Below are 24,146 nucleotides of genomic sequence, written 5' to 3'. Positions count from 1 at the left end.
GGGAAACCTGCAGTCGATTGTCTGGGCAGGGGATGGGGCGTGCGTCCGGTCGGTTGCCTATTCAATGGTGATGGTGTCTGCCGGGGACGGCACCTGCATGGCCAGGCCTGATTCCTGCCAGGGCTGCAGGCGAGGGCCGATGTACCGATAGCCACCTGCGACGGGATCGGTGGAGAGGAGGAGTGGGGTATCCAGATCGAGAACATCAAAGCCGCCCATCCCCAGCACCAGGCTGAATGAACAGCCCATGGCAATACGAGTTTCCAACATTCCTCCGACCATGAGACGGAGGCCGATTGAGCGGGTGAACGCGGCGATGCGTCGGGCTTCGATCACCCCGGTTTTCATGATCTTGATGTTGATATAGTCGGCGGCCTGCATCTCGACGACTCGGCGTGCATCGTCCAACGATCGCACGGACTCGTCTGCCGCCACGGGAATGCCGGTTAAATGCCGGATTGCCTGCAGGCCTTCGAGATCATTCCGTGCTACCGGTTGTTCGAGCAGAACCAGCCGCCCTCCGAATTGCTTCACTCCGCCTGCGAAACGGAGGCAGTCCTCGCGGGAAAACCCCTGGTTTCCGTCACCGATGAAGCTGATACCTGGAAGCGCCTCATGCACGGCGTGGAGCCGGCGAATGTCCCCCTCGACATCGGTGCCCACCTTCATTTTGAACAGGCGGAATCCTCGTCCATGCCAGGCGCGCGACAGGGCCACGGTCTTCTCTAGACTGCAGATGGGAATGGTGATGTCGGTTTCATGGGCACGAATCTCGGCCTCTCCCCACAGCCGCCAGAGTGGCATGCCCTGTGATCGACAATAGGCATCCAGTACGGCGGTTTCCAGCCCGCAACGGGCGGCCGGCTGGAGGGGGGCCTGCTTCGTGAGTCGGTCGGCGAGCGATTCGCAGTCGGCGGCCGATTGGCCGATCATGGTGCGGGCGAGTGCCGTCGCAGCCGCAACACACGTGGCCCGGTCTTCTCCACCGACTTCCGGAAACGGTGCCGCTTCTCCGAGGCCTTGAGCCCCGTCACGTAAGGTCACTCGGATGAACAGGTTTTCTGCCGTGACTCGTGCGCCCGTGGCGACGACAAACGGATCGGTGACCGGGATATCGATCGGCCAGATCTCGATGCGTTGTATGGTGTGGGCGTTCACGGGATGTGCGGCATTCGTGACGAGTGGTTCATCCGTACCGGTCATTTTTCCAGGGGAAGGCGGTATTGGAATAGCCTCGGACTTCCCAGAAGCCCTTTTCGTCCTGCTCCGAAAACGTGATTTCTTTAACCCACTTCGCTCCCTTCCAGGCATAGCGCTTCGGGACGATCATGCGCACTGGGCCGCCATGTTCTTTCGTGAGCGGACGGCCGTTCCATTTATAGGTGAGCAAGACGTCGTCATCCTGACAGGCACTGAGGGGTAAATTGGTGGTGTAGTCGTCGTACGACTTGAACAGTACGAATCGGGCGGAAGGCAGCGGTTGAACAACGGTCATCAATTGTTTGAAACTGACCCCTTCCCATTCATTGTCGTAGCGACTCCAGGATGTGACGCAGTGAAAGTCTGAGACGTCCTTGAACTGCGGCTGGGCCAGAAAATTTGCCCATGTCCAGATGACTGCCGTGGTGACGGCACCCCCGATGGTTAATCTCCACTCTTCGAGAGAAATCTCCGGTTTGTGGCCGAGGTCCAACACCGGCCAGGTTTCCACCAGATGCTGGCCGGGTGGAAGCCGATCGTCCCCCTCATAGAAGACCTCGCGCTCTTCCCCGCCGCGGCGGGCCCTGGCCCACTGTTCCTTGCTCTTGGTCAAACGGTCATTCTGATCCATATCCCCCCTCCTAACACTACAGAGTAGGGCAAGTGGGTCTGGCCTGACAAGGGCAGAGGGCCTGAGAACTAGAGGTGCCGTGCATGGCCGGTGACAAAAGACGCCCGCGATTGCAATGGAGCTTTTCAGCAGAAGTGCCTGGAATGTTTGATCATTATGGGTAGAAGCGGCGTGGGCAGTCGAGGCGGAGCGGCGCACCTGGCTGTGGTCGGCCAGGGAGTGTGGCGGCACGAGGAAGAAGAAGGTTCAGGCGTGGAGCCTGGTCTCTCGTTCACACCAGCGTTGCGGGCGCATCAACGTCCCCAGCGCGGCGATGGCACAAATCGTCGCCAGGAGCACGAAGCTTGCGATGAGGAAAAATCCACCTTTCATATCATGCATCGAGAGCGGTCCCATGACGTCACCCCCCTGCTATGATGCAATTGTACCACCATCACTCCGTGCGCCAACCGCAACTGCAACGCCATGATTCTTCGGGCGACTTTTTTCTCAGGCGTGAACTGCAGTGCGGGCAGGGGCGCATCCACACATGTGAGGTGGTCTCGTGGCTGGGGTGCGAGGTACGGGTCTGCTGCGAAACCGAATGTGTCGTCGGCATAGCAGGGTCCAGAAGTTCAATCAGTGTGACGACCATGACATTACCTCCTCTCGCCCCCTGGCTTCAAGAGATCTTTCGGATGGCGACATCCCGTACTTGAGCGGTGCGGCGAGCAGGTCAGCGACCGATTTGGAACTGGGTTGCGACGGCGGGCGCATCCATTCATCCCGTCATTGAGAGGGCGCCGCGTCTGTAGGCTGGATGACAGCAGGCGTTTGTGGTTGAGGGTACGGTATGCAATGAGGCGAGGTCACAATTGACACATGCGTGGAGAGACACGATGATACCGCCAAGGAGCACAGCAGCACGATGACGTCTTCTGCGGATAGATCCTTGCAGCCGAAACGTTCCAACACCGGCAAACTGATGCTGGGACTGTCAGTCGGGCTGGCCGTCACGGCATTTTTTTATTTTGATCTTGGGCGGTACCTTTCGTTGGATGGGCTGAAAGCCAACCGCGATGACCTGCTGGTCTTCACCGACTCACACTACTCGACGGCTGTGGCCCTGTTTGTTGTCGCCTATTGCCTCGTAGTCGGACTGTCGTTGCCAGGCGGGGCGATCATGACCCTGGCCGGAGGATTTTTGTTCGGCAGCGTGTTGGGGACCCTGTATGTCAATGTCGGAGCGACCATGGGAGCGACCGTGGCTTTTCTGGTGGCGCGGTACCTGCTGCGAGACTGGGTGGAGCGGAAATTCGGGAGCCGGTTGGGTGCCATTCAGGAGGGGTTTGCCAAAAATGCGTTCAGCTATTTGATGACCCTGCGTCTGATTCCCTTGTTTCCATTCTTTTTGGTCAATTTAGTATCGGGCCTAACTCGAGTCTCCATCATGACATATGTGGTCGCCACGTCCCTGGGGATCATTCCAGGCAGTTTTGTGTTCGCCTATGCCGGGCGTCAGCTAGGGACGATCAATTCGCTCAAGGAAATCGTCTCGCCGAATGTGTTGATGGCCTTTATGCTGCTGGGCCTCCTGGCGCTGGTTCCTATTCTGTACAAGAAATTCGCCGGCAGGTCGACGTCGGCAGTATGAGTGTTCATGAGATGCTCTCGGGGAGACGGGGAGAAAGGTATCGATGATGTCGCGTGATGCAAGAGTCGGCTCGTCGTCGATGGCAGCACCGGCGCAGCCTTTGGTGTTGCCGGATGACGAATACAACCGCACGCTGGTGGAGAACATTCATCCGTCCAATTGGGTGAATCCAGAACCGGCGGGGCGATACAACATTGTGGTCATCGGAGCCGGTACGGCAGGCTTGATCACCGCGGTCGTTGCGGCGGGATTAGGCGCGAAGGTTGCCCTCGTTGAACGCCATCTGATGGGGGGCGATTGTTTGAATGTCGGTTGTGTCCCGTCCAAGGCGGTTATTCGTGCCGCCAATGTGTGGGCCCAACTGCGCAATGCGTCGGGCTTCGGCGCACAGATGGGATCCGGGGCGTCGTACGACTTTGGCGAAGCCATGGCTAGGATGAGGCAAGTACGTGCCAGGATCAGCCGCCTCGACTCCGCAGAGCGATACACCTCATTGGGCGTGGATGTCTACATCGGTCAAGGGCGGTTTACCGGGCAGGACAAGGCTGAAGTGGAAGGACCGGCAGGGAACCGGACCTTGTCTTTTGTCAACGCGGCAGTCTGCACGGGCGCAAGGGCGTCTGCCCCTCCAGTTCCTGGGTTGGAAGATGCCGGGTATCTTACGAATGAGACCGTATTTTCGCTGACGAAGCTCCCTCCCCGGATTGCTGTCATCGGCGCGGGACCGATCGGCTGTGAATTGGCGCAGGCATTCGCGCGATTCGGCAGTCGCGTCTCGTTGTTCGAGGCGATGCACGGCATCATGCCGAATGAAGATCGGGATGCGGCGGAGATTGTTCAGCGGGTGATGGCCAAGGATGGCGTCACGCTCTTCTGTTGTGGAAAGGATGTAAGGGTCGAACGCACCCCCGAGGGGAAGCGCCTGCTCGTCGAGTCCCATGGTCAGCGCCATGAGGTGATCGTGGATGAAATTGTGGTAGGGACAGGCCGCTCGCCGAATGTGCAGGGATTAGGGCTGGAGACTGTCGGGGTAGAATTCGACACGACGGGCGTCAGGGTCAACGAGCGCCTTCAATCCACGAATCCGCGGATCTACGCCGCCGGCGACGTGTGTTCACGATACAAATTTACCCATGCAGCGGATGCCATGGCACAGATCCTCATTCAAAATGCCTTGTTCCCGCATCCCCTTGGATTGGGTTATGCGAGGACGGATTCACTGACCATGCCCTGGTGTACGTACACTACGCCGGAGGTTGCCCACGTTGGTCTGTACGAAGCCGACGCCAAGAAGACGGGCATGGAGGTCGAAACCTATACCTATCACTTCAATGAGATCGATCGAGCCATTCTGGATGGTGAGGAGGAAGGGTTTGCCCGTCTTCATATCCAGAAAGGGACGGACAGGATTCTCGGCGCGACGATTGTGTCGGCTCATGCCGGAGATCTGATTAGTGAGGTGTCGGTTGCCATGAACGCGAGGGTCGGTGCCAAGACCATTGCGGCCACGATTCATCCCTATCCCACCCGGGCGGAGATCATCAAGAAGACCGTGAATCTCTGGCGCAAGGCGCATTTTACCCCTCGGACCAAGGCATTCTTGACCCGACTCTTTGCATGGGTGCGGCGATGAGCCGGTCGTCGACGCAGGCTGCTCTACTCGTGAGCCTGTTGTTGAGCTCGGCGTCTGATGGGGTGGCGCAAGAACCAACGAGGCTGGTGGTGGGGGGATTTTCGCTCGCCACCGAAGGGAATCGCCTGCCGGAGGGGTGGAGTCCGCTCACGTTCAAGAAGATCGCCCAACACACGCATTACGAGGTTGTGAAGGATGGGGCAACGTCGGTGGTGAAGGCGGTGAGCGACGCCTCCGCTTCAGGGCTGACCAGGGCCGTGACGATCAGCCCGCGTGAGTTTCCGATTGTCCGTTGGCGCTGGAAGGTCGAGAATCTGTTGGAACGCGGCGATGTGCGTCGCAAAGAGGGCGATGATTACCCGGCGCGGCTCTATATTACGTTTGCGTATGAGCCGGACAAGGTCAGTGTTGGCAAAAAGTTGAGGTACAAGGCTGGGCAGGCACTGTTCGGCGAGATTCCCATTGCGGCGCTCAACTACATTTGGGACGGGAAGAGCCCGATGGGCACCATGGTGGACAATGCGTATACTGGGTTCGCCAAGATGATCGTGGTGCAGAGTGGTCCCCGCCATGTCGGTTCGTGGGTTGAAGAAGAGCGCAATGTGTATGAGGACTACAAGCAGGCGTTCGGGGAAGAGCCTCCGGCGATCAACGGCGTGGCGATTATGACCGACACGGACAATACTCTGGAGCGCGCCGTCGCCTACTACGGCGATATCGTATTCGTGTCGGCAACGAAGTAAGTGGACTGGTGAATAATTGTGCGCGATGAACTGCGGTGCGGCCGACCTGTAGGGGACGGCCGTACCAGGACACCGGCGAGCTGAGGGGGGCGCAGCGTCTGTGGGTTATTGAATGGAGTTTGCGAAGCCGCCCTGCGTGATTTCAGCCCGAATGGTGTCACCGACCTTTTTGTCGCCTCGGAGGTGTTTGGTGCTCTTTCCGACACGAAGTTTTATCTGGATCCCTTCGTAGTCTTCCACGGTATAGGTTTCCCCCTGGATAGCTTTGACGGTCCCGCCGATCGTTTTCCATGCGACTCCCGGTGTTGAGTCGGAGTGGCCTGGTTTCGGCGCGGGAGCCTGCTCCGGCACAGATCCCAAAAGGGCGGCTGCGGCGACTGCCGATGTGGTGGTTGCGTGCTTCGCGTGTTTCTCAGCCTTGTCCTTCGCAGATGCGGGAGTGACGAGGAAGCTGACGGTTGCGAGGGTCGCAACTGCGAGGGTGGCGATGGCCAGCTGGGTGTTGTTCTTCATCTCGTTCCTCCTTAGCGATGGGTCTCATGGCAAATCGGAATTGTAGTCAGCAAACCATGTGCCCACCACGTCTGCCTTCTCTGTGCTGAATCCGTCTGATTTGTAGCGGTTCTGTCCTGTTGTGTGCGCATGGCGTACAAGGTGGAAGGCCAATCGCGCGCCCCTGTTCAATACTGCTCAGCCGACGATCCGCGGGGGGCCGTGAGGATGTTGGTGGTGTTCGAAACCGCTATTGCCGCTGAGTGCTCAGACCGCTGTAGAAAATGGAATCTCGTTGTCAACGCGGCGGCCCCCTTGTACGTTGGAATGGCTGACAGGCAGGAGCGTTAACCAAGGGAGGATGTATGAAGCAGGTCATTTGGAGTGCTGCGATGTTGTCGATGTTCTCCGCAATGTTGTCCGCATCAGTGGTGTTCGCGCAGGCAGAGACGCCCAGGATTGATCAGCGACAGGCCAACCAGGAGCGGCGTATTGATCAAGGGATTGCGAGCGGCCAGTTGAATGAACGTGAGGCCACTCGCTTGAACAATCGACAGGACCACATCAACAACCTGGAGGACAAGGCCAAGAGCGACGGCGTGGTCACGAAGAAAGAACGCGCTCGGATCAGACATGCCCAAGATCGCACGTCGCGCCATATTGCCCGCCAGAAGCACGACCGCCAGCAGCGATAACCTTCCGTCTGCGTGCCGGCTTTCAGTCAGTGTGCGCACGGGGGCGCCCGACCGGTCTATCGAACTCCGCGCTCATACTTCTCGTCGAGTGGTTTCGTGCCGTCCGCGACACCTGTTGTGGACGGCACGGCTGTTTTGACGGCTCCTGTTGTGATGCCAGTACTTGATCCCCCCTTCAGTTGGCCCTCGCAGAAATCCCTGACATTTCTAAATCGATTCGGCTGATCCTGCTAGAATGCCGACATGGATCTGATCACGACTCATGTCAATGCTGATTTTGACGGCTTTGCCTCAATGGTGGCAGCCAGGAAACTCTATCCCGGGGCCGTGCTGGTGCTTCCGGGGGGCGCGCAGGAGTCAGTCCGGAATTTTCTGGCTACGCATAATTGGGAGATGGCCCGCTTGAAGGACGTCGCGCTGGAACGAGTCCGGCGCTTGGTGCTGGTGGATGTGCAGGAGCCGGATCGGCTGGGCCCATTACACGTGCTGAGTTCTCGCGGCGACGTGGATGTCCATCTCTTCGACCATCATGGAGTCGAGGAGACTGCCAAGCAGCCGCTGTGGCCGTCGGTCAGCCAGCGTCATGTCGAGTCCGTCGGGGCCACCACCACCCTGCTGATCGAGCAATTGCAGCGCAGGCAGATTCCCCTCACCACCGATGAGGCGACGGTGCTGGCGTTGGGTTTATACGAGGAAACCGGTTCGTTCGTCTATCCGTCAACCACTCCGCGGGATGTGGAGGCGGCGGCCTTTGTCTTGCGGGCGGGGGCCGATTTACGTGTGGTGGCGGAGACGTTGCAACATCCCCTGGATCCGGACCTGATCGCGCTGCTGAATGATCTTCTGCAATCAGGCGAGATTTATTACCTGGAAGGTCGGAAAATTCTGGTCGCGTCCAGTGCCTATGATCGGTATACGGGCGATCTGGCTGAAGCGGTTCAGCGGCTTGCGGAGCTGCAAGGCCTCGACGCGGTGATCGTCGCGATTGCGCTGCAGGAGAAGGTGGAGGTCATCGGGAGAAGCCGGAGACCGGAAATCGATGTGGCCTGGATTGCGCGCGAATTCGGGGGTGGCGGCCATGCGGTCGCCGCGGCCGCCAGCGTCAAAGGCCGAACCTTAGTGGAAGTGCAGCAGCATCTGACAGAGCTGCTGACGCAGCGGTATCGCCCCACGTTGTTGGCGCGGGATGTCATGACGACGCCGGTCAAATCAATTGCCGAGGAGGCCACCATCGCGGAGGCCGAACGGGCCATGACGACCTATGGAGTCAACGTGCTTCCTGTGGTCGATCGGAAAGGGCAGTATCTCGGCACGATTGCGCGGGAAACCATTCAGAAGGCGCTGTTCCATCACCTTGAAGCCCACTGCGTGGGGGATTGGGCCAGCAGCGGGCAATATACTGCGCAGCCTGAGACGCCGTTCCACGACATTGAAACCAAGATGATCGAGCTGAACCAACGATTTGTGCCGGTGTTGTCCGAGGGCAAAACGGTCGGGGTCATCACCAGAACTGATCTGCTGCGCAGCCTTCATGACGATGTTCTTGCGGGTGGGCGCGGGAAGCCGAAGTCATTGATGGGATTGGAGTCGACGGGGGGTGTGCGGCGGCGGGACCTCAAGGGGCTGTTGCGTGATCGTTTGCCTGATGCGGTGCACGATCTATTACGGATGTCTGGCGAGTTAGGAGAGCGCCTGGGCGTGTCGGTGTATGTCGTCGGCGGATTTGTCCGTGACCTGTTGCTCGGGATCGACAATCTGGATGTCGACCTCGTGGTGGAGGGCGATGGGATCGCGTTTGCGCGCGCACTGGCGAAGGAGAATGGAGGAAAACTCAAGGCGCATGAGCGGTTCGGCACAGCGGTGGTGCACCTGCCTGATGGCTTCAAGCTGGATGTGGCGACTGCTCGCACCGAATATTACGAGTACCCGACTGCGTTGCCGACGGTTGAGCAGAGTTCGATGAAGAAGGATCTCTATCGGCGGGATTTCACGATCAACACCTTGGCCGTGGCGCTCCGGCCGCGACAGTTCGGTCAACTCATCGATTTTTACGGCGGGCAACGTGATCTGAAGGAACGCCTGATCCGGGTGCTCCATAGTCTGAGTTTCGTGGAGGATCCGACGCGGGTGTTTCGCGCGATACGATTTGAACTGCGGTTCAATTTTCAATTGAGCAAAGAAACGTTGGCGCTGATCAAGGGCGCAGTGAAGATGGAATTGTTTCACCGGCTGTCCGGGCAGCGTTTGTTGGATGAATTGCGCCTGCTGTTTTCGGAGCGGACGCCTCGGCATGCCGTTCGACGTTTGTCCGAACTCGACCTATTGCGATTCATCCACCCGAAACTCACCTGGTCGAATCGGCTGGATCGTCGACTCATCGAGGTGGAGGCGGCGCTGGATTGGTATAAGCTCTCCTGCCTTGACCGGCCTATCAGTGGATGGCTGGTCTATGCCATGGCACTGGCTGAAGCCATGCCGGACCAGGCGGTTCACGACATGCTGAAGCGATTTCCGTTTGCCGATGCCGAGCGCACTGCACTCAACGAAGCCCGGTTCCTCACGCAACCGGCTTGTCGGACGCTGAGTCGCCGCGCGCCGCCGAAACCATCGGAAACGGTTCGGGTGTTGACGGGATTGTCAGAGGAGTGCCTGGTGTTCCTGCTGGCCCAGAGTCTGACGGACTCGGCAAAGCGGCAGCTGTCCCTGTTTCTCACGACCTATCGTAACGTGAAGCCCGCGCTCACGGGGAAGGAACTCAACGCCTTGGGCCTGAAACCAGGCCCCCTGTACCGCACGATTCTGGCGCGTTTAACCGAGGCGCGGTTAGATGGCGAGGTGAAGAGCGAGGCGGAGGAACGGGCGCTGGTGAAGGAGTGTGTCGACCAAGGACGGGGACGATCGAAAACCTCGGGTGGTCCCTGATGGGGAAAAGACCGCTCGGTGCCGACCGCACCACCGCGTGCGGCGGAGGCAAGAACGAGGTGCCTTGGAGCCGACGACACGACTGATGGAGGTTAGGCCAATGGCTCAACCGGCTCGAATTCGTCGTCGGTATCGACGGCTCGAGCGTCTTTCCCCATCGCGGCGAGAAGGCCGTCATAAACGATGCGAGCCGCGTCCGACCATTTCGGATTAAATGGGCGACCAGCGAAAGCGGCCTCAGCCGCCTTTTTCTCATCGTGGGTAATCTGTCGAGGAGTCAGTGTGGTGTCCATACGAATAATAATAGATCGCTTCAGGGCAAAGTCAAGAAGTGGTTGGCCCGGCAGGCCCCTCTCGTTTGGCGGGGAGCACAGCCATGAATAGGCGCCGTCGTGCAGCAGGCATAGGGTTGGTGCGGACGATTCAAGGATTCTGTGGCGGCAACAGCCGGTCAAGTTCTGCATGCGACGACCGAAATAGCTTGGATGCCTCTTTCATGGTGATGACCCTAAACGAGAGGCTATCTCCCGGCCCCAGCTGGGCGGCGAGATGGCGATCGGCACGAATCAGCGTCGCCAGTTTCGTATACCCACCGGTCGGTTGACAGTCGGCCATCAAGAGAATCGGTTGGTGGTTCGAGGGCACTTGGATGCTGCCGGCGCTGACGGCCTCCGAGATGATATCGGCTGGGCCACAATGCGGTAATTCCGCTCCTTCCAAACGATACCCCATACGATCAGATTCCGAGGTGACGCGATAAGGGCTTGTCGCCAGGACGTGCAGCGCTTCCTCGGCAGAGTGGTCGACTTGTGACCCTGGGATCACGCGCAGGATCGGAGAAGCGAGATACTGAGGCCGAGACGACTGCGCGAGCGCGCGACCCTCCCAGCACCTGTTCGTGCTTGGGGGAGATCCCACCACAAGTTGGTCTGACTTCTTCAGTGGGCGTCCTGCCAATCCGCCCAGTCCACTCCGCACATGTGTCGAACGGCTCCCGAGCAGGAGTGGCGCGATGATACCGCCTGCGACTGCCAAATAGGCGCGGGTACCTTGTCGGCGCGTTCCGAACCGCAATCGGCTGCCGGCCGGCATGGTCGCCACGGTCCACATGGGAAGGGACTGGCCGCCGCATGTCGGTGACAGGTCTGCCCCGGTGATGGCGATGGACAGCCGCTGCTCGAAGAGCAGCTCAGGGCCTTGCAGTGTGAGTTCCAGCCCGGCGGCGCGGTCGGGATTGCCGAGCAGGCGATTGCCGACCGTTAGGGCCCAGGGGTCCATGGCACCGCTCACCGATACGCCGAACCGCTGATAACCGTAGCGCCCGAGATCTTGAATCGTCGTGAAGAGTCCGGGGCGCAGCACATGGATGATCGATGGGTTAGGCGACATGGTCTACGCGTGTAACGGAGATCCCGGCTTCGTCGAACATGACCCGCAACGCCTGGGCCAGCGGGACCGCATCGGGCGTATCTCCGTGCAGGCAGAGGGTATGAATATGACAGTGCAGCATGGAGCCATCAATGGCGGCAATACGGTCCGCCGTGACGAGTGACCGTGCGCGGGCCACCACCGTCGCTTCATCGTGAATGATGGCGCCCTGTTGTCCGCGTGGAACCAAACTGCCGTCGGCTTGATAGCCCCGATCGGCAAACCCTTCGGCAGCGACTCTGAGCCCCTGCGCCGAGCCCGCGGCGATCAACGCGGATCCGGCCAGTCCGATGAGGATCAATCGATGGTCGAGTCGCGCAAGCGCCGTGGAGATGGCATCCGCAATCACGCGGTCCCGTGCCGCCATGTTATACAGGGCCCCGTGCGGTTTCACATGCGACAGGCGTGCTCCCTCCGCCTGGCTGATGCTCATGAGGCCGCCGACCTGTGAGTGAATCAGTTCCTCCACGAATGAAGGGGACAATGTTTGCTCACGCCGGCCTTGGGACTCCCGATCCGGGAGCCCGGGGTGAGCGCCGACGGCCAACCGGTGACGGAGGGCCATGCGAACGGTGTGGCGCATGAGCGTCACGTCGCCGGCATGCACACCGCAGGCGATATTGACCGAAGTGACCAAAGTCATGAGGCGCGCTTCCACCTCGAGTTGGTCGGTTGTCACGGCTTCGCCGAGATCACAATTCAAATCGATGCGGCGTCTCTGTGTCATGTCCGGTCCCTAACCCGCACTATTCATGAACACTTCTGCTGCACTCGCCGACCCGCTGTGCCGACAAGCCCGCGGCCGACGGGCTTGCCTCTCAGCCCCTCGACGTCCTGCACGAGTACGCCTCGGGCCCTCACGGCTCCGCACGCCGGTCTCACGACGCGGCTTGGCGATTTCGCGACGAACCGTCATGAATAATCCGGGCTAGAGAGCCTGGAAAACTCGTCTTCGTCGATCGGGACAAACCGTACCAAATCACCGGGTTCCAGCAAAAACGGCTTGGCTCTGGTGAGACTGAACAGACGAACCGGTGTCCGCCCGATAATGCGCCAGCCACCTGGGCTGGTCTGCGGGTAAATACCGGTTTGAGTTCCTGCAATGCCGACGGAACCGGCGGCAACCTGCTGGCGCGGTGTCGGGTGGCGGGGTGTGGCGATGCGCGTCGGTACGGTGCCTAGATAAGGAAACCCCGGACTAAATCCCAACATGTACACGCGGTAGGTGACAGAGGCATGGAGCCTGCTGGCTTCGACAGGCGTCAGGTCAGCCTGTTGTGCGATGTTGAGCAGGTCCGGCCCCGCGGCGCCACCGTACCACACGGGGATGATGTGTGTGGTGGCGGGGCGGGAGGGCGTATGAATCTTGTTGCTGATGAGGGGCTGGATCTGTCTGGTGAGTGTGGTCTCATCGGTCTGCAACGGATCAAAATAGACCGTCGCGGATCGATAGGTGGGGACGACTTCTACCACCCCGGGAAGAGCTGCCTGGTCGATTGCCGCGGAATAGGCGAGTACTAGTTCGTGTGTTCGAAGGGTGATGCCGTCGCCGAACTTGATGGTGAGGGCACATTCACTCGTTGGAAAGATTCGTGGCATTCTGCGCACGTAAGGCCTCGCGGCGGAGGGTGACGGTGACCGGTGGCGATCACTCCGGTAGCGGTCTCCCATTCGTTTCGGTTGCGAATGGAAGTATGGCCAAACCCAACAGGTAGATCAATGCAATGGCGCTCGCGGCACTGTTGAACGAACCAAACACGGTGACGAGCCAGCCCGTGAGAAACGGTGCCGCCGACGCGAGTACACGGCCCGCGTTAAAACAGAATCCAGACCCTGTGGCTCGAAGGCGTGTGGGATAGAGCTCAGGGAGGTAGATCGGAAACCCACTGAAGATGCCGTTGTTGAAAAATCCGAGCACCGGCAACAAGACCAGTACCTCCGCATAGCTGTGGGGCACAACATAGGTGGCCGGTAGCAGAATGAGACTACCGAGACACATCAAGCCGAAGACGGGAAGACGTCCGAATCGTTCCGCCAACGGCCCGAACCCCAGATACCCGAACAGGGCACCTACGTTCAGCGCCATGATGGCGTAGCTCACTTTTTCACTGAGGACGGCGGGGTCCTGACCCTGCAGATCGGGCAGGGCACGGATGAGGGTGGGCGCCCAATTGGTCGCGCCCCATACGCCGAAGACGGCCACGAAAGCCAAGGTGGAGCCCACCAGGGTGTCGCGGCGCAGCGCCGGCTCGAACAATTCACCCAGGTGCAGAAGCGTCGCGCGAGCTGAGCGTCCCTCCAGTTCATGCGCCTGCACCCAGCGTTCTGGTTCTTTGACCCATCGACGGACCAGCAGCGCCACACACGCCGGTAGGATGCCGACCAGGAACAGCACCCGCCACTCGGAATCTTTCAGCAGGAGATTACACCCGGCGGCAAGGAAAAAGCCGAAGGCCCAGGCCGACTGTAAGATGCCGGCGGCTCTGGCGCGTTTCTCCTCAGGCCAAGTCTCGGCCACGATCGCCGCTCCTGCCGCCCATTCTCCGCCGACGCCGAGGGCCGTGAGAAAGCGGGCAATCGCCAGATGCCACCATTCCTGCGCGAAGGCGGCCAGCCCCGTGAAGATCGCGTACATCAGGATGGTCGCAATCAGGGTCTTGGTGCGGCCGAAATAGTCGGCTGCGAGGCCGAAGCCGATGCCGCCGATGGCCCAGCCGATCAGGAAAATGGAAAAGACCAGGCCGCCGTACCATCCGATGCGTTCGGCGGTGACCTCGCCGTTGGCGGCTCCGGTGTGGAGCAATTCCTGGAGGGCGGGATGGAGCACGATCGCGTAAATCGTGGCGTCCATCGCGTCGAAGACCCAGCCCAACCAGGCGACGAACAGGACCACCCATTGGTATCGCGTGACGCCGTTCGTCCACCCCACGCAGAGTTCTCCTTGGTTCCGATACAGAATTGCCGCCACGCTACGGGCAGGGTGTCGAGTTGTCAAGGTGAAGCTGCCGGAGCCCCGTGGTATAGTCGCCGGTATTATGCGTCGAATCGACTATTACCGTGTCCTCGGTGTGTCGCGCGACATCTCCGATGATGACCTCAAGAAAGCCTATCGAAAGCTCGTCTTCGAGCACCATCCCGATCGGAATCCTCACAACAGCAAGGCCGACGAGAAGATTCGGGAGATCAATTCCGCCTACGAAGTGCTCGGCGATCCGGAGCGTCGGCGCACCTACGATCGCTTGCACTGGGGCGAGGAGCCCAGGGCCGAGACCGCCGATCCCTCCCAGATTCTTGAGGAGATGGAGAAGAAGTTGTTTGACGAGGGGCGGAAGGAAGTATTCGCCGTCCTGATGAAAATGGTGCCACGGATCAAATCGGAGCTCGCCGTCATCCGTGAGCGCACCGTCGCCCACCAAGGCTATGACACGTTCAAGGAGCCGATCGTTGCGGCGCGCGGAGCGGAAGTCATCGAGGAATTCGTGACGCCGGACATGGATGAGCGCAAACAGCGTCTGCTCGAAGTGGCGGTGCAAATGATGGTGTCGCAATCGGTGGTCGCGCGGGGCGATGAGGGCGGGATTCGGGCGCTCCGGAGTCGCTTGGACGACGCGTTTCGAAAAGGCCGGATCAACGGTTTCGCCGCCGCTTTGGAGTTGCTCTACGAACGCAGATAGCGTCGAGGTTGAGACGCGGCAGCCGAAGCCATCCGGCGTTCATCGGGGATAGCCTCGGATGTGCCGTCGGTCACATTCTTGAGAGTGGCCCTGCCACGAAGCGCCCGCCTTGCATCACACCGGCGATCCGTTCGGGTCTCTGCAGGAGGTCGATTCGTCGTAGTGGATTCCCGTCCACGAACAGGAGATCCGCCTGCTTTCCCACTTCGATGGTGCCGATTTCCTCGGACATGCGCAGCAGTCGTGCGGCGGCGGAGGTGCTGGTCATGATCGCGTCCATCGGCGTCATACCGAGGGTTACCATGCGCTCCAGTTCCTGTGCGTTGTCCCCGTGATAGTTGAACGGCGTGCCGGCATCGGTGCCGAGCGCGATCGGGACTCCGCGCCGCACGGCCGCGCGGAAGCTCTTCTCGTGTTGTTTCACCATATTTTTCGCCTTGGAGCGAGCGCTGTCAGGAATGCCGCAACCGCTCGGACAGGCGGCCGTGGTTGCGAGTGCGGACAGGGTCGGCACCATATAGACGCCCTGCCGCCTCATCATCCCGGCGGCTTCGTCGTCCATTAGGGTGGCATGTTCGATCGAGTGCACGCCGGCCCGCAGCGCATTTTTCATCCCGGTCGCCCCGTGGGCATGGGCGGCCACATGTCGCCCGCTTGCGGCGGCGACCTCCACGGCGGCTTGCAGTTCTTCCACGGTCATCTGGGCATCATCGGGGGAGGTGCCGGGGGTCAAAACCCCACCGGAGGCAATGACCTTGATGACTTCCGCCCCGGCATCGAGTTGATCCTGCACGGCCGCTCGAACCGCGGCAACTCCGTCCGCTTCGCGCCCGATGAAGCGTGCATGTCCGCCCGGCATACAGATGGCCAGCCCGGCGGCCACAATACGTGGCCCAGGCGTCAGGCCCGTTGTGATGGCGTGCTTTAGTGCAAAGACGGCATGGTCACGGAATCCCACATCGCGCACGGTCGTAAAGCCGGCCTGGAGCGTGCGGCGGGCCAGCTCGGCGGCCTTGAGCAGCGTGACAGAGGAGGATTCTCCTTCGACCGCCGCGACCACATCGGCTTCTGCGCCCAGGCAGAAGTGGACATGGCAATCGATGAGCCCCGGGAGGACGGTGAGACCACGGCCGTCGATGCGTTGCGCTCCCTTGGGGATGCGGATGCTCCGGTCTGGGCCGGCTCCCACGATGCGGGTCCCATCGATGACGAGGGTGCCCTGTTCGAGCCGCCCTCCGAGCCCGTCGAGAATTCGGATCTGCCGGATCGCAATAGTCATGGCGCCTCGCTGATCGGGATTGTGACGATGACGCCGCCCATGATGTCGTTCAGTTTATAGTCCCGCCGGGGGCTGTTCGCGTGCCCGTTATGACAGGAGACGCAACTTTCGGACACCGCCCGGTCGGCGTAGATCCCTTGAAAATATCGGACGCCGGCCTGTTGGTAGAAACCGGTAAAGGGTTTTTCCGGTGACTTCATGACGACTTCCAAGCCGCGCCGTTCGAACTCGCTGTTCGGTCCGTTCCACACGTAGATCGGGGTGAGACTCGCCAGGCGGAAGCTGAGTTTCATATCCTTTTGTGCCACAAGCCGTCCTGATTCGAGGAGGAATTGGGCGGGCAACGGCAGGCCCTTTTCCTCCTTCCAATGTTCGAGCGCCTCGACCACGCCTTGCGTATGCAACTTATCGACGACGTTTTGTGTGTAGTTGGCACGATTCGCATCAATCACGGCGTGAATGAAACCGGTGACACGCTCCGGAGCCACCATATCCGCCTTTCGCGATTCGGCGACGGCCAAGGCGATGACCCAGTAGGTCACGGCCGCGACGAACCCGGCCACGCCCGCCGCTACAATCCAGAATCCGTTTCGACTCATGTACTCCTCCTCGTCGTCGGCTGTGAACCGGTATAGATGTCGACCGCCGCGTGCACCGCGCGGCCGGGCTGGGCGGGCCATCCGTGGTGCGCAAAGATCTCTTCCAAGGCCCCCAGCAGCGTCAAGACATGAGCCTCCCGGCTGGATTCGCCCATGAGCCCAATGCGCCAGACCCTCCCGCGCAGCGGTCCCAATCCGCCTCCGATCTCAATACCATAGTCTTCGAGGAGCCGGGTCCTCACCGCGGCGTCGTTGATTCGATCCGGCAGGGTGACACAATTGAGCATCGGGAGTCGATGCTCAGTGGCAGGCAGGGGCGTCAATCCTAAGGTTTCAAGTCCTGCCAGCAGTGCCTCGCTGTTGAGCCGGTGGCGTGCGAACCGGGCCTCGCGTCCTTCGGCCTGCACCAGACGTAACGCCTCTCGAAGGGCATAGAGCATCGAGATGGGGGCGGTATGGTGATAGGCTCGACTCCGGTCATTCCAATAATCGGCGATCAGGGCTAGGTCAAGGTACCAGCTGTGGCAGGGAGTCTGTCGCTGCCGAATCGCCTCCATGGCTCGCGGACTCATCGTGAGCGGAGCCAGACCGGGCGGGCAACTCAGACATTTCTGGGTGCCACTGTAGCAGGCGTCGATGCCCCAGGCGTCTACCTCGACCGGAATCCCGCCAAGGGAGGTCACCGCATCGACGATCAGGAGGGCTCCGTGTGCGCGGCAGAGGGCGCCGACGTCTTCGAGCGGTTGCCTGGCGCCGGTGGATGTCTCAGCATGGACCAGTACGACGGCTTTGACCGGAGCGGAACGGGCGAGCTGCTCGCGCACGGCTTCCGCCGGAATGATGTCTCCCCATGACGCGTCGATGCGCAACGGTACCCCGCCCTGTCGCTCAATCATCGTGGCCAGTCGCGTCCCGAAGACCCCGTTCACACCGACGAGGGCTCGGTCTCCCGGTTCAATGAGGTTGGCGATCACGGCTTCCATCCCCGCCGATCCGGTGCCGGACAAGGCGATGGTGAACTCATTGTTGGTCTGAAATGTGGCGCGGAGGAGGGCCTGAATATCGTTCATCAGGTCGAGAAACAGCGGATCGAGGTGGCCGACGAGCGGCTGAGAGAGGGCGTGCAAGACCCTGGGATGAACCATGCTCGGCCCGGGACCTAGGAGCAGGCGATAGGGCGGGAGAAACTCGTGATCCTGTGGAGGCAGGCTCATCGTCGGAGTTGATCGTGTCTCGTCAGGAAAAATTGCGCTGCCCGACTACAGGCCTGTGATCGTACGCGTCTTAGTATAACGAAACCGGAGGGGATTCAGCCATGAGATTATGCCGGGGCTGGGGGGGGACGGCGCGCTGCCTGTTTCACCTCTCCAAGGCCGGTGCTATACTCCGGCGCTTCTTTCTTTTCGGGAGGACTTCGTGGACGTGGATCCGTCGACTGACCTGGCTGCGCAGCCTGTGACTTCCCCGGGACCCTGCGTCGGGGCCCCTCCTCCGCCGCATGCCTACAATCCCGGTTTCTCACGGGCGGTCACCTTGTTGTCTGCCCTGGTGCTATCCGCCTCGATTGTTGTGGTGGCATGGCTCTCGTTCGATGTGCCGCGGATCGAGCGTGTTCCTGATGCCGAACGGGCCCTCAGTCATATGGTCGGCCGCCTGATGGATCAGGAGGAGGGACTGAAGACGCTGCCGGTGTGGGAACAGGTACTGTACGACCTCACGATGGGGAGCGACGCGAACGATCGCGACCAGGCCATTGACTGGTACCGGGAGCTGGCGGAAGAATCGTCCGATCCGTTCGTCGATCTGCACTTGGCGATTTTGCAAGGGGAGTCCGGGCAACTGCCGGAGATCAAGCAGCACATCGTGCGATGGAGTCGGCAGGGTGAGCCATACCCGTCGTTTGCCCGGTTGCTGCAGGCCGCCTATGTGGATGCCAACGTGTCGCCGCCGGTCGCATTGAATTTACAAGCCTACCTGGCGGAACAGCCGGTTACCGGTTGGTTCTATGCCCGGCTCGCCACCCGCATCGCCGAGCGGGCAGGAGACCGTCCCCTGCTCGTGACGATCGATACCTCTTCGCAGCAACGGATTGAGGCGTTGGTCTGGCGATCGCGGGCCTTTGCCTGGCTTGAGTTGGTGCTCATGTGCACAGGATTGGTGGTGCTGATGGTCTGGGTTCGGCGGGGGAAGGGGCCCACGATGTTTCGCGTGGGCTCGGCTGAACTGCCGCCCTTATGGGCCGGTCGTCTCGGTGCCGGCGTGCTGCTCCGCGGTGGCGCCGTTGGTGCGCTCCTGACCGTGGCCTTTTTATTTGTCGCAAGTGATCTGCCCTCGTTACGCGTCGTGGCCGTGCCGCTGTCGAACCTGCCGTTGTTGGCGCTGGCCTACTATCACTTGCTCAGACCCCAACGACAGACATTTTGGCGGGGGTTCGGCCTCAGTATTCAGCCGCGTCACCTTGGGCAACTCGGGCTTGCGGTTCTGGCGGTCGTGGCAGCAGGACTGGTGGGTGAGTGGGTACTGGGCCGGATTGCGGAGCCGCTCAAGCTGGTCAGTCATTGGACGGAATGGTTCGATGCGGACCTTGTCTGGGGATCCTCGCCGACCTTGCTGGTCAGCCTCTTGGAGTATGTCTGTTTTGCACCGGTTTTCGAGGAGTTGGCGTTTCGGGGGCTGTTGTTTGGTGTGTTCCGTCGACGGTTTCAGTGGGGGACTGCGGCCATGCTGAGCGCAGCCTTGTTTGCTCTAGCCCATGGGTACGGACTCATCGGGTTTCTCAGCGTCTTTTGGAGCGGTCTGATCTGGGCCTGGGCCTATGAGCGGACCGGCAGCCTCTGGCCCGGGGTGCTCGGACATGCCCTCAACAACCTACTTGTGTGTGTGAGCGTCATGGCGTTGCTGCGATCCTGATGCGACGCCTTGTCCCTGTCCCATAGGGTCATCCTGGAACCATCCGATGGCTGGTCGAGGCGAAAGGATCAATGCTGTGGTCTAGATGGACCGGTGGGCGGTCACGAGCAGCATCTGCGCCGGCTTCCGGCTTGCGTTCCGCCAACAATGGCGGCTGCCTGCAGGGATTCCGACGGCATCCCCCCGCTTGAGGATATGGACGTCTTCCTCCAGAGTTAGTTCGAGAGAGCCCTGGAGCACCATGGCCAATTGTTCGGCTTCCCGGGCGTAGGGTTTATGTCCGCTCGCGCCGCCCGGCTGGATGGTAATGACCATGGGCTCGAACCGGCTGTCTTTGTTGAAGGGCCCGAGGGTTTCAATTCGTGCGCGAGACCATTGGCTCTGGACGACGGGGCGGGCGCCGGAGCGAATAATGGCCGGCAGGATTGGGTCTGCCGTGCGAAAGAATTCCCCCAGGGTCACGCCGAGCGCGGAGGCGATCCGCTCGGTGGAGGCAATGGACGGTGAGGCCTGACGGAGTTCAACTTGAGAGATGAAGCTGGGGGAAAACCCGCACTTATCGGCGAGCATTCGCACGGAAAGGTGGCGGGATTTTCGCAACCGTCGAACGATGTCCCCGACGTGTACCTCTGGTTTCGGTGCACCCTTAGGGCGGACTGTTCGAGTCATGTCTCTCCTCGCGGTCCTGCCCTGGCGTGATCCCGCGTCCCGAATGAGTGGGGGAGTGTACACGTTTCACGCAGGGGGTACAAGGTTTTCAGGTGGCCGTGGCCCACGCCATTGGTCCCATCCGGCAGCGGCTATTGCCGGTATTTCCACGGGAGTGCCCCGGCTCAGTCAGCCGGATGCTGGTCCTGTGCAGGGGCCAGGGCAGGAGGATCTTCGATCGACCGGAGGGCCTGATAAAAATCAGGATAGCGGAGTCTGTACCGGAGTTGTGTGAGCGCCCTATGGTTGAGAATCCGTTTCCCTGACTCGTCCGCATAGGCCTGGCGTGGACTGACCACGCCCCATCGAGAGGACACTTCATGGCAAATCTCGGTCCAGCGCCGCGGATGGCCGTCACTGATGTTATAGGATGCTCCTGGCTGGCCATACGCCAGAGCCTGCAGGCAGAGTTGGGCTAAGTCTTCCACGTGAATGAGGTTGACGAATTTGTTCGTCGGGCCGACCCGCCCCCGCCTGATCCACTCCACCGGATTGCGATGCGGACCGTAGATCCCTGCGACGCGCAGAATGACGGCTCCATGGTGCGTGCGAAGATATTCTTCCCCTTGGACGCGGGGCAGGTCGCCATTGACGGGACTGGTTTCATCAATCCATGGAGGTAGCTCCACGGGAGGATGGTCATTTCGGTCGTAGGCCGAGGTGCTCCCGAGCACCACCAGTTTCCGCCCCGCGTGGCAATGGTGTCGGGCGAAGGCCTGAACCTGGTCCAGTGGAGTGGCGGGAAACGTCCAGATGAGGTCTGCGTCACAGGGCAGGGCGTGCCAGCTACTCTGGTCCGTCAGATCAAATCGAAGGCGATCGGGTGGAGGGATGTCGGTCAGGTGACTCTCGGGCCGGCGACTGCTCGCGAGTATGCGACGCGCTGGTGTGCGAGCCAGCCGAAAAATACACCGGCCTGTATAGCCGAATCCCAGAATCGCAAGAGGGGGCATGGCGGTCATCGCCCCATCATACTCGAACCGCCGGCCGGTTTCCTGTGGCCGTTTCCTATGTCTGCCGGTTCTGGTCTCCTGGCCAAACTGCATGCTAAAATCCCCGCCCGATGGCGCCATTCAACCAACGGCGAGACAAGCGGATGGATCAGGTCGACCGGTCAGTCGATGTTCTGGGCCAGCGGCGACAGCATGTGATGGTCGGGTTGGCCGGCCTGCTGGCCTGTCTCTTTTTTGTCCTGGACCTTCAGTTGCCGCTGGGGGTAGCGAACGCGGTGTTGTACAGCGCCGTGGTGTTGCTGTCTTCCGCGAGCCAGTACCGCTGGTTGCCGATCGCCACCGCCGGCGCCTGCTCCCTCCTGACCATCGTCGCCGCTCCGTTCAGCCCTCGCGTTCCCGGCCTTCCGTCCTGGTTCGAGTGGGTTAATCATCTCTTCAGCCTCTTCGGTATTTGGGTTCCGGTGTTGTTCGTGTATCAGCGCCGTCGTACGGAGTCCCTTTTGAAGGAAATCAATGAGCGGCTGGAGCAAGGCGTCGAGGCGCGGACCGCGGACTTAGCCGCCAGCCGCATGGCGTTGGAGCGGAGCGAGGAGCAGCTGCATGTCCTCACCGGACGTATTCTCACCGCGCAAGAAGAGGAACGTCGACGAATCGCACGGGACTTACATGATGATGTCAATCAGCGGCTGGCCCTCTTGTTGTTGGAGTTGCAGGAGGTTGATCGGCACATTGCGGGGGATCCTGGCGATGTACACATCGGGGTTCGCCATGTGTTGAAGGGGTTGGAGGAACTGTCCGACGATGTGCGCTACATGGCCTATCGCTTCCACCCCTCTATCTTGGATGATTTGGGATTGAAGGCCGCTCTGCAACGGCTGTTGGATGACTTTTCCAGCCGGACCGGCGTGAAAATTCTTTTTGTCCATCAGCCGCTCGACCATCAGTTGGATAAGGCCGCGTCAACGGCCTTGTACCGGGTCGTGCAGGAGAGTTTGTCCAACATTGCCCGGCATGCGAAGGCGACTCGGGTAGAGGTGGAGGTCACCGTGGAAGACGACGGGGTGGTGGTGGTGGTGCGTGACGACGGACAAGGGTTCGATCAACTGCTGGTCAACAAGGGGGAAGGCGGGCTGGGCTTGCTGAATATGCGCGAGCGTCTCTTGTCGGTTCAGGGTACCTGTGAGATTGAATCGATTCCGGGAAAGGGCACGACGGTCTCGATGTATGTGCCGCTGGTCAGGGTGGCGATATGACGCTGCCGCGCGTGTTGTTGGCGGATGATCATACCCTGGTGCTGGAAGGGTTTCGGCGCCTGTTGGACGATCAGTGTGAACTGGTCGGCACGGTTGGAGACGGACGCGCGTTGCTGGACGCCGTCCCGCAGTTGAAGCCGGATATCGTGATTCTCGACATCTCGATGCCGGTACTCAATGGGATCGATGCCGCTCGTGTCCTTAAGGTCAAGTATCCCGAGATCAAAGTGGTGTTTATCACGATGCACGCCGACCCGGCCTATGTGCGGGCGGCATTTGAAGCCGGTGCGTCCGCCTATTTATTGAAACGATGCGTGGGCGAGGAGTTAGCCCAGGCGATACGGGCGGTGAGGGGCGGGAATTTCTACGTCACCCCGCTGGTTACCAAGGAAGTCGTGGAAAGCATGTTACGGGGCGTCGACGGCGGAGCGCCCTCCGGCCCCGAACTTACGACTCGCCAACGCGAGGTGCTCCAACTGTTGGCCGAAGGGCATACGGTCAAGGATATTGCCGCAACTCTGAAGATTTCTCCCCGCACCGTTGAATTCCACAAAGGGCAGATCATGGAACAGTTGAATCTGCACACGACCGTCGAACTCGTCAAATACGCCCTGGCGCAGGGCCTCACCAGCCAGATTTAATGTGCCCAACCTTTTGAGCTCGGCCTACCGAGCGGCAGGTTAGGGAAATACTGGCATGATGACTGGTATTTTTTGAGTGATTGCCCCCGCTTTATTACGCGTGTGGTTTTCCCTGCACTTGCCTACTATGCGCCATCTTTTTGACTACGCAGTCACTCGTAGGACTATGAGAAAAAAGTTTCCCCGTCCGCGCGTCCTCCTCGGCGACTCGTCACGATCCATGCTGGCGTTTCTGGAGATTTTGTTGGAGCCTCAATTCGATGTCGTTTCTTCAGAAACCGAAGCGGAAGCCATCGTCTTGACGGCAAGAAAACTTGCTCCCGACTTGGTGATTCTCGATTTTTCCCTCTCGTTTCTCGAGGGCCTCGGGGCGGCTCGACAGTTATATGAAACGCTGCCGAACACGAAAGTCGTCTTTTTCTCCCTGCATGAAGACCCGATCTACGTCAGGGCAGCGTTCGAGGCGGGAGCAAAGGGGTATCTCGTCAAGCATCTCACGGTCGATCTCGGGCATTATCTTGGCCGGGTGTTGCAAGGGGAACGCGTCTGTTGGCCGGACGGTCTTGAGACGCAGGTGTCTCGCATGAAAGACAACTGAGCGCCTGTCTGTCCGGCCAGGTGATGGATTCGCGCAAAAGGAGACCGCCGATGGTCCGAGTCGTACCGATGTGTGAGTTGTGCCGGCGGGTTCGTGATGATGGATTTCCGGCGAGGGGCACGCATTGCTGGGTCGACTTTCCCAGTTATCTCGC

General features: G+C 60.4%; 24 protein-coding genes. 10 read left to right on the top strand and 14 right to left on the bottom strand.

The features are described 5' to 3' along the window. Window positions 1-57: 57 nt before the first annotated feature. From KJA79_RS00740 to KJA79_RS00730, 3 genes are all read right to left on the bottom strand, one after another. Window positions 58-1,203 (bottom strand): dipeptide epimerase, encoded by a 1,146-nt coding sequence (locus KJA79_RS00740; RefSeq protein ID WP_213040096.1) that lies wholly within the window; start codon window positions 1,201-1,203, stop codon window positions 58-60. Next, window positions 1,187-1,831 carry a sulfite oxidase-like oxidoreductase gene (locus KJA79_RS00735; RefSeq protein ID WP_213040095.1) on the bottom strand — a complete coding sequence of 215 codons (645 nt, stop codon included), beginning with the start codon at window positions 1,829-1,831 and terminating at the stop codon, window positions 1,187-1,189. Before KJA79_RS00735 ends, KJA79_RS00740 begins: the two co-directional genes overlap by 17 nt. 246 nt (window positions 1,832-2,077) lie before the next feature. Beyond that, window positions 2,078-2,227 (bottom strand): hypothetical protein, encoded by a 150-nt coding sequence (locus KJA79_RS00730; RefSeq protein WP_213040094.1) that lies wholly within the window; start codon window positions 2,225-2,227, stop codon window positions 2,078-2,080. A gap of 511 nt (window positions 2,228-2,738) precedes the next feature. On the opposite strand from KJA79_RS00730, the gene KJA79_RS00725 reads away from it, so the two are divergent. The 3 genes from KJA79_RS00725 to KJA79_RS00715 are packed head-to-tail and all read left to right on the top strand — an operon-like array spanning window position 2,739 to window position 5,840. Next, window positions 2,739-3,464 (top strand): TVP38/TMEM64 family protein, encoded by a 726-nt coding sequence (locus tag KJA79_RS00725; protein WP_213040093.1) that lies wholly within the window; start codon window positions 2,739-2,741, stop codon window positions 3,462-3,464. A 43-nt stretch (window positions 3,465-3,507) separates the two neighbouring features. Then, window positions 3,508-5,097 carry a mercuric reductase gene (locus tag KJA79_RS00720; protein WP_246507317.1) on the top strand — a complete coding sequence of 530 codons (1,590 nt, stop codon included), beginning with the start codon at window positions 3,508-3,510 and terminating at the stop codon, window positions 5,095-5,097. Next, on the top strand, window positions 5,082-5,840 hold the full coding sequence (locus KJA79_RS00715) for a DUF3047 domain-containing protein (RefSeq protein WP_246507316.1): 759 nt from the start codon (window positions 5,082-5,084) through the stop codon (window positions 5,838-5,840). The genes KJA79_RS00720 and KJA79_RS00715 overlap by 16 nt, the downstream gene beginning before the upstream one ends. A gap of 105 nt (window positions 5,841-5,945) precedes the next feature. Here the strand turns inward: KJA79_RS00715 and KJA79_RS00710 are convergent, their stop codons facing one another. Next, window positions 5,946-6,353, bottom strand: a complete 408-nt coding sequence (locus KJA79_RS00710) for a hypothetical protein (RefSeq protein WP_213040092.1) — start codon at window positions 6,351-6,353, stop codon at window positions 5,946-5,948. 344 nt (window positions 6,354-6,697) lie between these two features. Between KJA79_RS00710 and KJA79_RS00705 the strand changes: the two genes are divergently transcribed. Together KJA79_RS00705 and KJA79_RS00700 are read left to right on the top strand one after the other, a co-directional pair. After that, a complete protein-coding gene (locus tag KJA79_RS00705; protein ID WP_213040091.1) occupies window positions 6,698-7,027 on the top strand; it encodes a hypothetical protein in 330 nt (109 codons plus the stop codon). A gap of 243 nt (window positions 7,028-7,270) precedes the next feature. Continuing rightward, window positions 7,271-9,949, top strand: a complete 2,679-nt coding sequence (locus tag KJA79_RS00700) for a CBS domain-containing protein (RefSeq protein WP_213040090.1) — start codon at window positions 7,271-7,273, stop codon at window positions 9,947-9,949. Between the two features lie 92 nt (window positions 9,950-10,041). Here KJA79_RS00700 and KJA79_RS00695 read toward each other — a convergent pair whose 3' ends face one another. From KJA79_RS00695 to KJA79_RS00675, 5 genes are all read right to left on the bottom strand, one after another. Next, complete coding sequence (locus KJA79_RS00695; RefSeq protein ID WP_213040089.1) at window positions 10,042-10,242, bottom strand: hypothetical protein; 201 nt, start codon at window positions 10,240-10,242, stop codon at window positions 10,042-10,044. Window positions 10,243-10,372: 130 nt separating this feature from the next. After that, complete coding sequence (locus tag KJA79_RS00690) at window positions 10,373-11,338, bottom strand: 5-oxoprolinase subunit C family protein (RefSeq protein WP_213040088.1); 966 nt, start codon at window positions 11,336-11,338, stop codon at window positions 10,373-10,375. Continuing rightward, on the bottom strand, window positions 11,328-12,104 hold the full coding sequence (locus KJA79_RS00685; RefSeq protein WP_213040087.1) for a LamB/YcsF family protein: 777 nt from the start codon (window positions 12,102-12,104) through the stop codon (window positions 11,328-11,330). The genes KJA79_RS00690 and KJA79_RS00685 overlap by 11 nt, the downstream gene beginning before the upstream one ends. A gap of 185 nt (window positions 12,105-12,289) precedes the next feature. After that, window positions 12,290-12,976, bottom strand: a complete 687-nt coding sequence (gene pxpB, locus KJA79_RS00680; RefSeq protein ID WP_213040086.1) for a 5-oxoprolinase subunit PxpB — start codon at window positions 12,974-12,976, stop codon at window positions 12,290-12,292. Between the two features lie 49 nt (window positions 12,977-13,025). Further along, window positions 13,026-14,345 (bottom strand): MFS transporter, encoded by a 1,320-nt coding sequence (locus tag KJA79_RS00675; RefSeq protein ID WP_246507315.1) that lies wholly within the window; start codon window positions 14,343-14,345, stop codon window positions 13,026-13,028. 67 nt (window positions 14,346-14,412) lie between these two features. On the opposite strand from KJA79_RS00675, the gene KJA79_RS00670 reads away from it, so the two are divergent. After that, complete coding sequence (locus KJA79_RS00670) at window positions 14,413-15,051, top strand: DnaJ domain-containing protein (protein WP_213040085.1); 639 nt, start codon at window positions 14,413-14,415, stop codon at window positions 15,049-15,051. Between the two features lie 70 nt (window positions 15,052-15,121). Here the strand turns inward: KJA79_RS00670 and KJA79_RS00665 are convergent, their stop codons facing one another. The 3 genes from KJA79_RS00665 to KJA79_RS00655 are packed head-to-tail and all read right to left on the bottom strand — an operon-like array spanning window position 15,122 to window position 18,143. Next, the gene (locus tag KJA79_RS00665) at window positions 15,122-16,330 is read right to left on the bottom strand and encodes a metal-dependent hydrolase family protein (protein WP_213040084.1); all 1,209 of its coding nucleotides are present in this window, start codon (window positions 16,328-16,330) and stop codon (window positions 15,122-15,124) included. Beyond that, window positions 16,327-16,929 (bottom strand): Tll0287-like domain-containing protein, encoded by a 603-nt coding sequence (locus tag KJA79_RS00660; RefSeq protein WP_213040083.1) that lies wholly within the window; start codon window positions 16,927-16,929, stop codon window positions 16,327-16,329. The genes KJA79_RS00665 and KJA79_RS00660 overlap by 4 nt, the downstream gene beginning before the upstream one ends. Then, a complete protein-coding gene (locus KJA79_RS00655) occupies window positions 16,926-18,143 on the bottom strand; it encodes a pyridoxal-phosphate-dependent aminotransferase family protein (protein WP_213040082.1) in 1,218 nt (405 codons plus the stop codon). The genes KJA79_RS00660 and KJA79_RS00655 overlap by 4 nt, the downstream gene beginning before the upstream one ends. A 208-nt stretch (window positions 18,144-18,351) precedes the next feature. Between KJA79_RS00655 and KJA79_RS00650 the strand changes: the two genes are divergently transcribed. Then, window positions 18,352-19,839 carry a CPBP family intramembrane glutamic endopeptidase gene (locus tag KJA79_RS00650; protein ID WP_213040081.1) on the top strand — a complete coding sequence of 496 codons (1,488 nt, stop codon included), beginning with the start codon at window positions 18,352-18,354 and terminating at the stop codon, window positions 19,837-19,839. An 81-nt stretch (window positions 19,840-19,920) separates the two neighbouring features. Here the strand turns inward: KJA79_RS00650 and KJA79_RS00645 are convergent, their stop codons facing one another. Both KJA79_RS00645 and KJA79_RS00640 read right to left on the bottom strand, forming a co-directional pair. Then, window positions 19,921-20,508 (bottom strand): helix-turn-helix domain-containing protein, encoded by a 588-nt coding sequence (locus tag KJA79_RS00645; protein WP_213040079.1) that lies wholly within the window; start codon window positions 20,506-20,508, stop codon window positions 19,921-19,923. Between the two features lie 164 nt (window positions 20,509-20,672). Then, the gene (locus KJA79_RS00640; RefSeq protein ID WP_213040078.1) at window positions 20,673-21,593 is read right to left on the bottom strand and encodes a Rossmann-fold NAD(P)-binding domain-containing protein; all 921 of its coding nucleotides are present in this window, start codon (window positions 21,591-21,593) and stop codon (window positions 20,673-20,675) included. Window positions 21,594-21,610: 17 nt separating this feature from the next. Here KJA79_RS00640 and KJA79_RS00635 point away from each other — a divergent pair, with 17 nt between their 5' ends. The 3 genes from KJA79_RS00635 (at window position 21,611) to KJA79_RS00625 (ending at window position 23,992) form a co-directional block, all read left to right on the top strand. Continuing rightward, window positions 21,611-22,753 (top strand): sensor histidine kinase, encoded by a 1,143-nt coding sequence (locus KJA79_RS00635; protein ID WP_213040077.1) that lies wholly within the window; start codon window positions 21,611-21,613, stop codon window positions 22,751-22,753. Continuing rightward, window positions 22,750-23,394 (top strand): response regulator, encoded by a 645-nt coding sequence (locus tag KJA79_RS00630; protein ID WP_213040076.1) that lies wholly within the window; start codon window positions 22,750-22,752, stop codon window positions 23,392-23,394. Before KJA79_RS00635 ends, KJA79_RS00630 begins: the two co-directional genes overlap by 4 nt. Window positions 23,395-23,521: 127 nt before the next feature. Beyond that, window positions 23,522-23,992: a response regulator gene (locus KJA79_RS00625; protein ID WP_343224221.1), complete on the top strand. Its 471-nt coding sequence runs from the start codon at window positions 23,522-23,524 to the stop codon at window positions 23,990-23,992. Window positions 23,993-24,146 lie beyond the last annotated feature (154 nt).

The sequence above is a fragment of the Nitrospira defluvii genome (genome assembly GCF_905220995.1).
Taxonomy (GTDB): Bacteria; Nitrospirota; Nitrospiria; order Nitrospirales; family Nitrospiraceae; genus Nitrospira_A; species Nitrospira_A defluvii_C.
This window is presented reverse-complemented; position numbering and strand designations above follow the sequence as displayed.

Coding starts and splice junctions, on each gene's coding strand:
- KJA79_RS00740 (WP_213040096.1), bottom strand. CDS start 1,203: ATGACCGGTACGGATGAACCACTCGTCACGAATGCCGCACATCCCGTG.
- KJA79_RS00735 (WP_213040095.1), bottom strand. CDS start 1,831: ATGGATCAGAATGACCGTTTGACCAAGAGCAAGGAACAGTGGGCCAGG.
- KJA79_RS00730 (WP_213040094.1), bottom strand. CDS start 2,227: ATGGGACCGCTCTCGATGCATGATATGAAAGGTGGATTTTTCCTCATC.
- KJA79_RS00725 (WP_213040093.1), top strand. CDS start 2,739: ATGACGTCTTCTGCGGATAGATCCTTGCAGCCGAAACGTTCCAACACC.
- KJA79_RS00720 (WP_246507317.1), top strand. CDS start 3,508: ATGATGTCGCGTGATGCAAGAGTCGGCTCGTCGTCGATGGCAGCACCG.
- KJA79_RS00715 (WP_246507316.1), top strand. CDS start 5,082: ATGGGTGCGGCGATGAGCCGGTCGTCGACGCAGGCTGCTCTACTCGTG.
- KJA79_RS00710 (WP_213040092.1), bottom strand. CDS start 6,353: ATGAAGAACAACACCCAGCTGGCCATCGCCACCCTCGCAGTTGCGACC.
- KJA79_RS00705 (WP_213040091.1), top strand. CDS start 6,698: ATGAAGCAGGTCATTTGGAGTGCTGCGATGTTGTCGATGTTCTCCGCA.
- KJA79_RS00700 (WP_213040090.1), top strand. CDS start 7,271: ATGGATCTGATCACGACTCATGTCAATGCTGATTTTGACGGCTTTGCC.
- KJA79_RS00695 (WP_213040089.1), bottom strand. CDS start 10,242: ATGGACACCACACTGACTCCTCGACAGATTACCCACGATGAGAAAAAG.
- KJA79_RS00690 (WP_213040088.1), bottom strand. CDS start 11,338: ATGTCGCCTAACCCATCGATCATCCATGTGCTGCGCCCCGGACTCTTC.
- KJA79_RS00685 (WP_213040087.1), bottom strand. CDS start 12,104: ATGACACAGAGACGCCGCATCGATTTGAATTGTGATCTCGGCGAAGCC.
- pxpB (WP_213040086.1), bottom strand. CDS start 12,976: ATGCCACGAATCTTTCCAACGAGTGAATGTGCCCTCACCATCAAGTTC.
- KJA79_RS00670 (WP_213040085.1), top strand. CDS start 14,413: ATGCGTCGAATCGACTATTACCGTGTCCTCGGTGTGTCGCGCGACATC.
- KJA79_RS00665 (WP_213040084.1), bottom strand. CDS start 16,330: ATGACTATTGCGATCCGGCAGATCCGAATTCTCGACGGGCTCGGAGGG.
- KJA79_RS00660 (WP_213040083.1), bottom strand. CDS start 16,929: ATGAGTCGAAACGGATTCTGGATTGTAGCGGCGGGCGTGGCCGGGTTC.
- KJA79_RS00655 (WP_213040082.1), bottom strand. CDS start 18,143: ATGAGCCTGCCTCCACAGGATCACGAGTTTCTCCCGCCCTATCGCCTG.
- KJA79_RS00645 (WP_213040079.1), bottom strand. CDS start 20,508: ATGACTCGAACAGTCCGCCCTAAGGGTGCACCGAAACCAGAGGTACAC.
- KJA79_RS00640 (WP_213040078.1), bottom strand. CDS start 21,593: ATGCAGTTTGGCCAGGAGACCAGAACCGGCAGACATAGGAAACGGCCA.
- KJA79_RS00635 (WP_213040077.1), top strand. CDS start 21,611: ATGGCGCCATTCAACCAACGGCGAGACAAGCGGATGGATCAGGTCGAC.
- KJA79_RS00630 (WP_213040076.1), top strand. CDS start 22,750: ATGACGCTGCCGCGCGTGTTGTTGGCGGATGATCATACCCTGGTGCTG.
- KJA79_RS00625 (WP_343224221.1), top strand. CDS start 23,522: ATGCGCCATCTTTTTGACTACGCAGTCACTCGTAGGACTATGAGAAAA.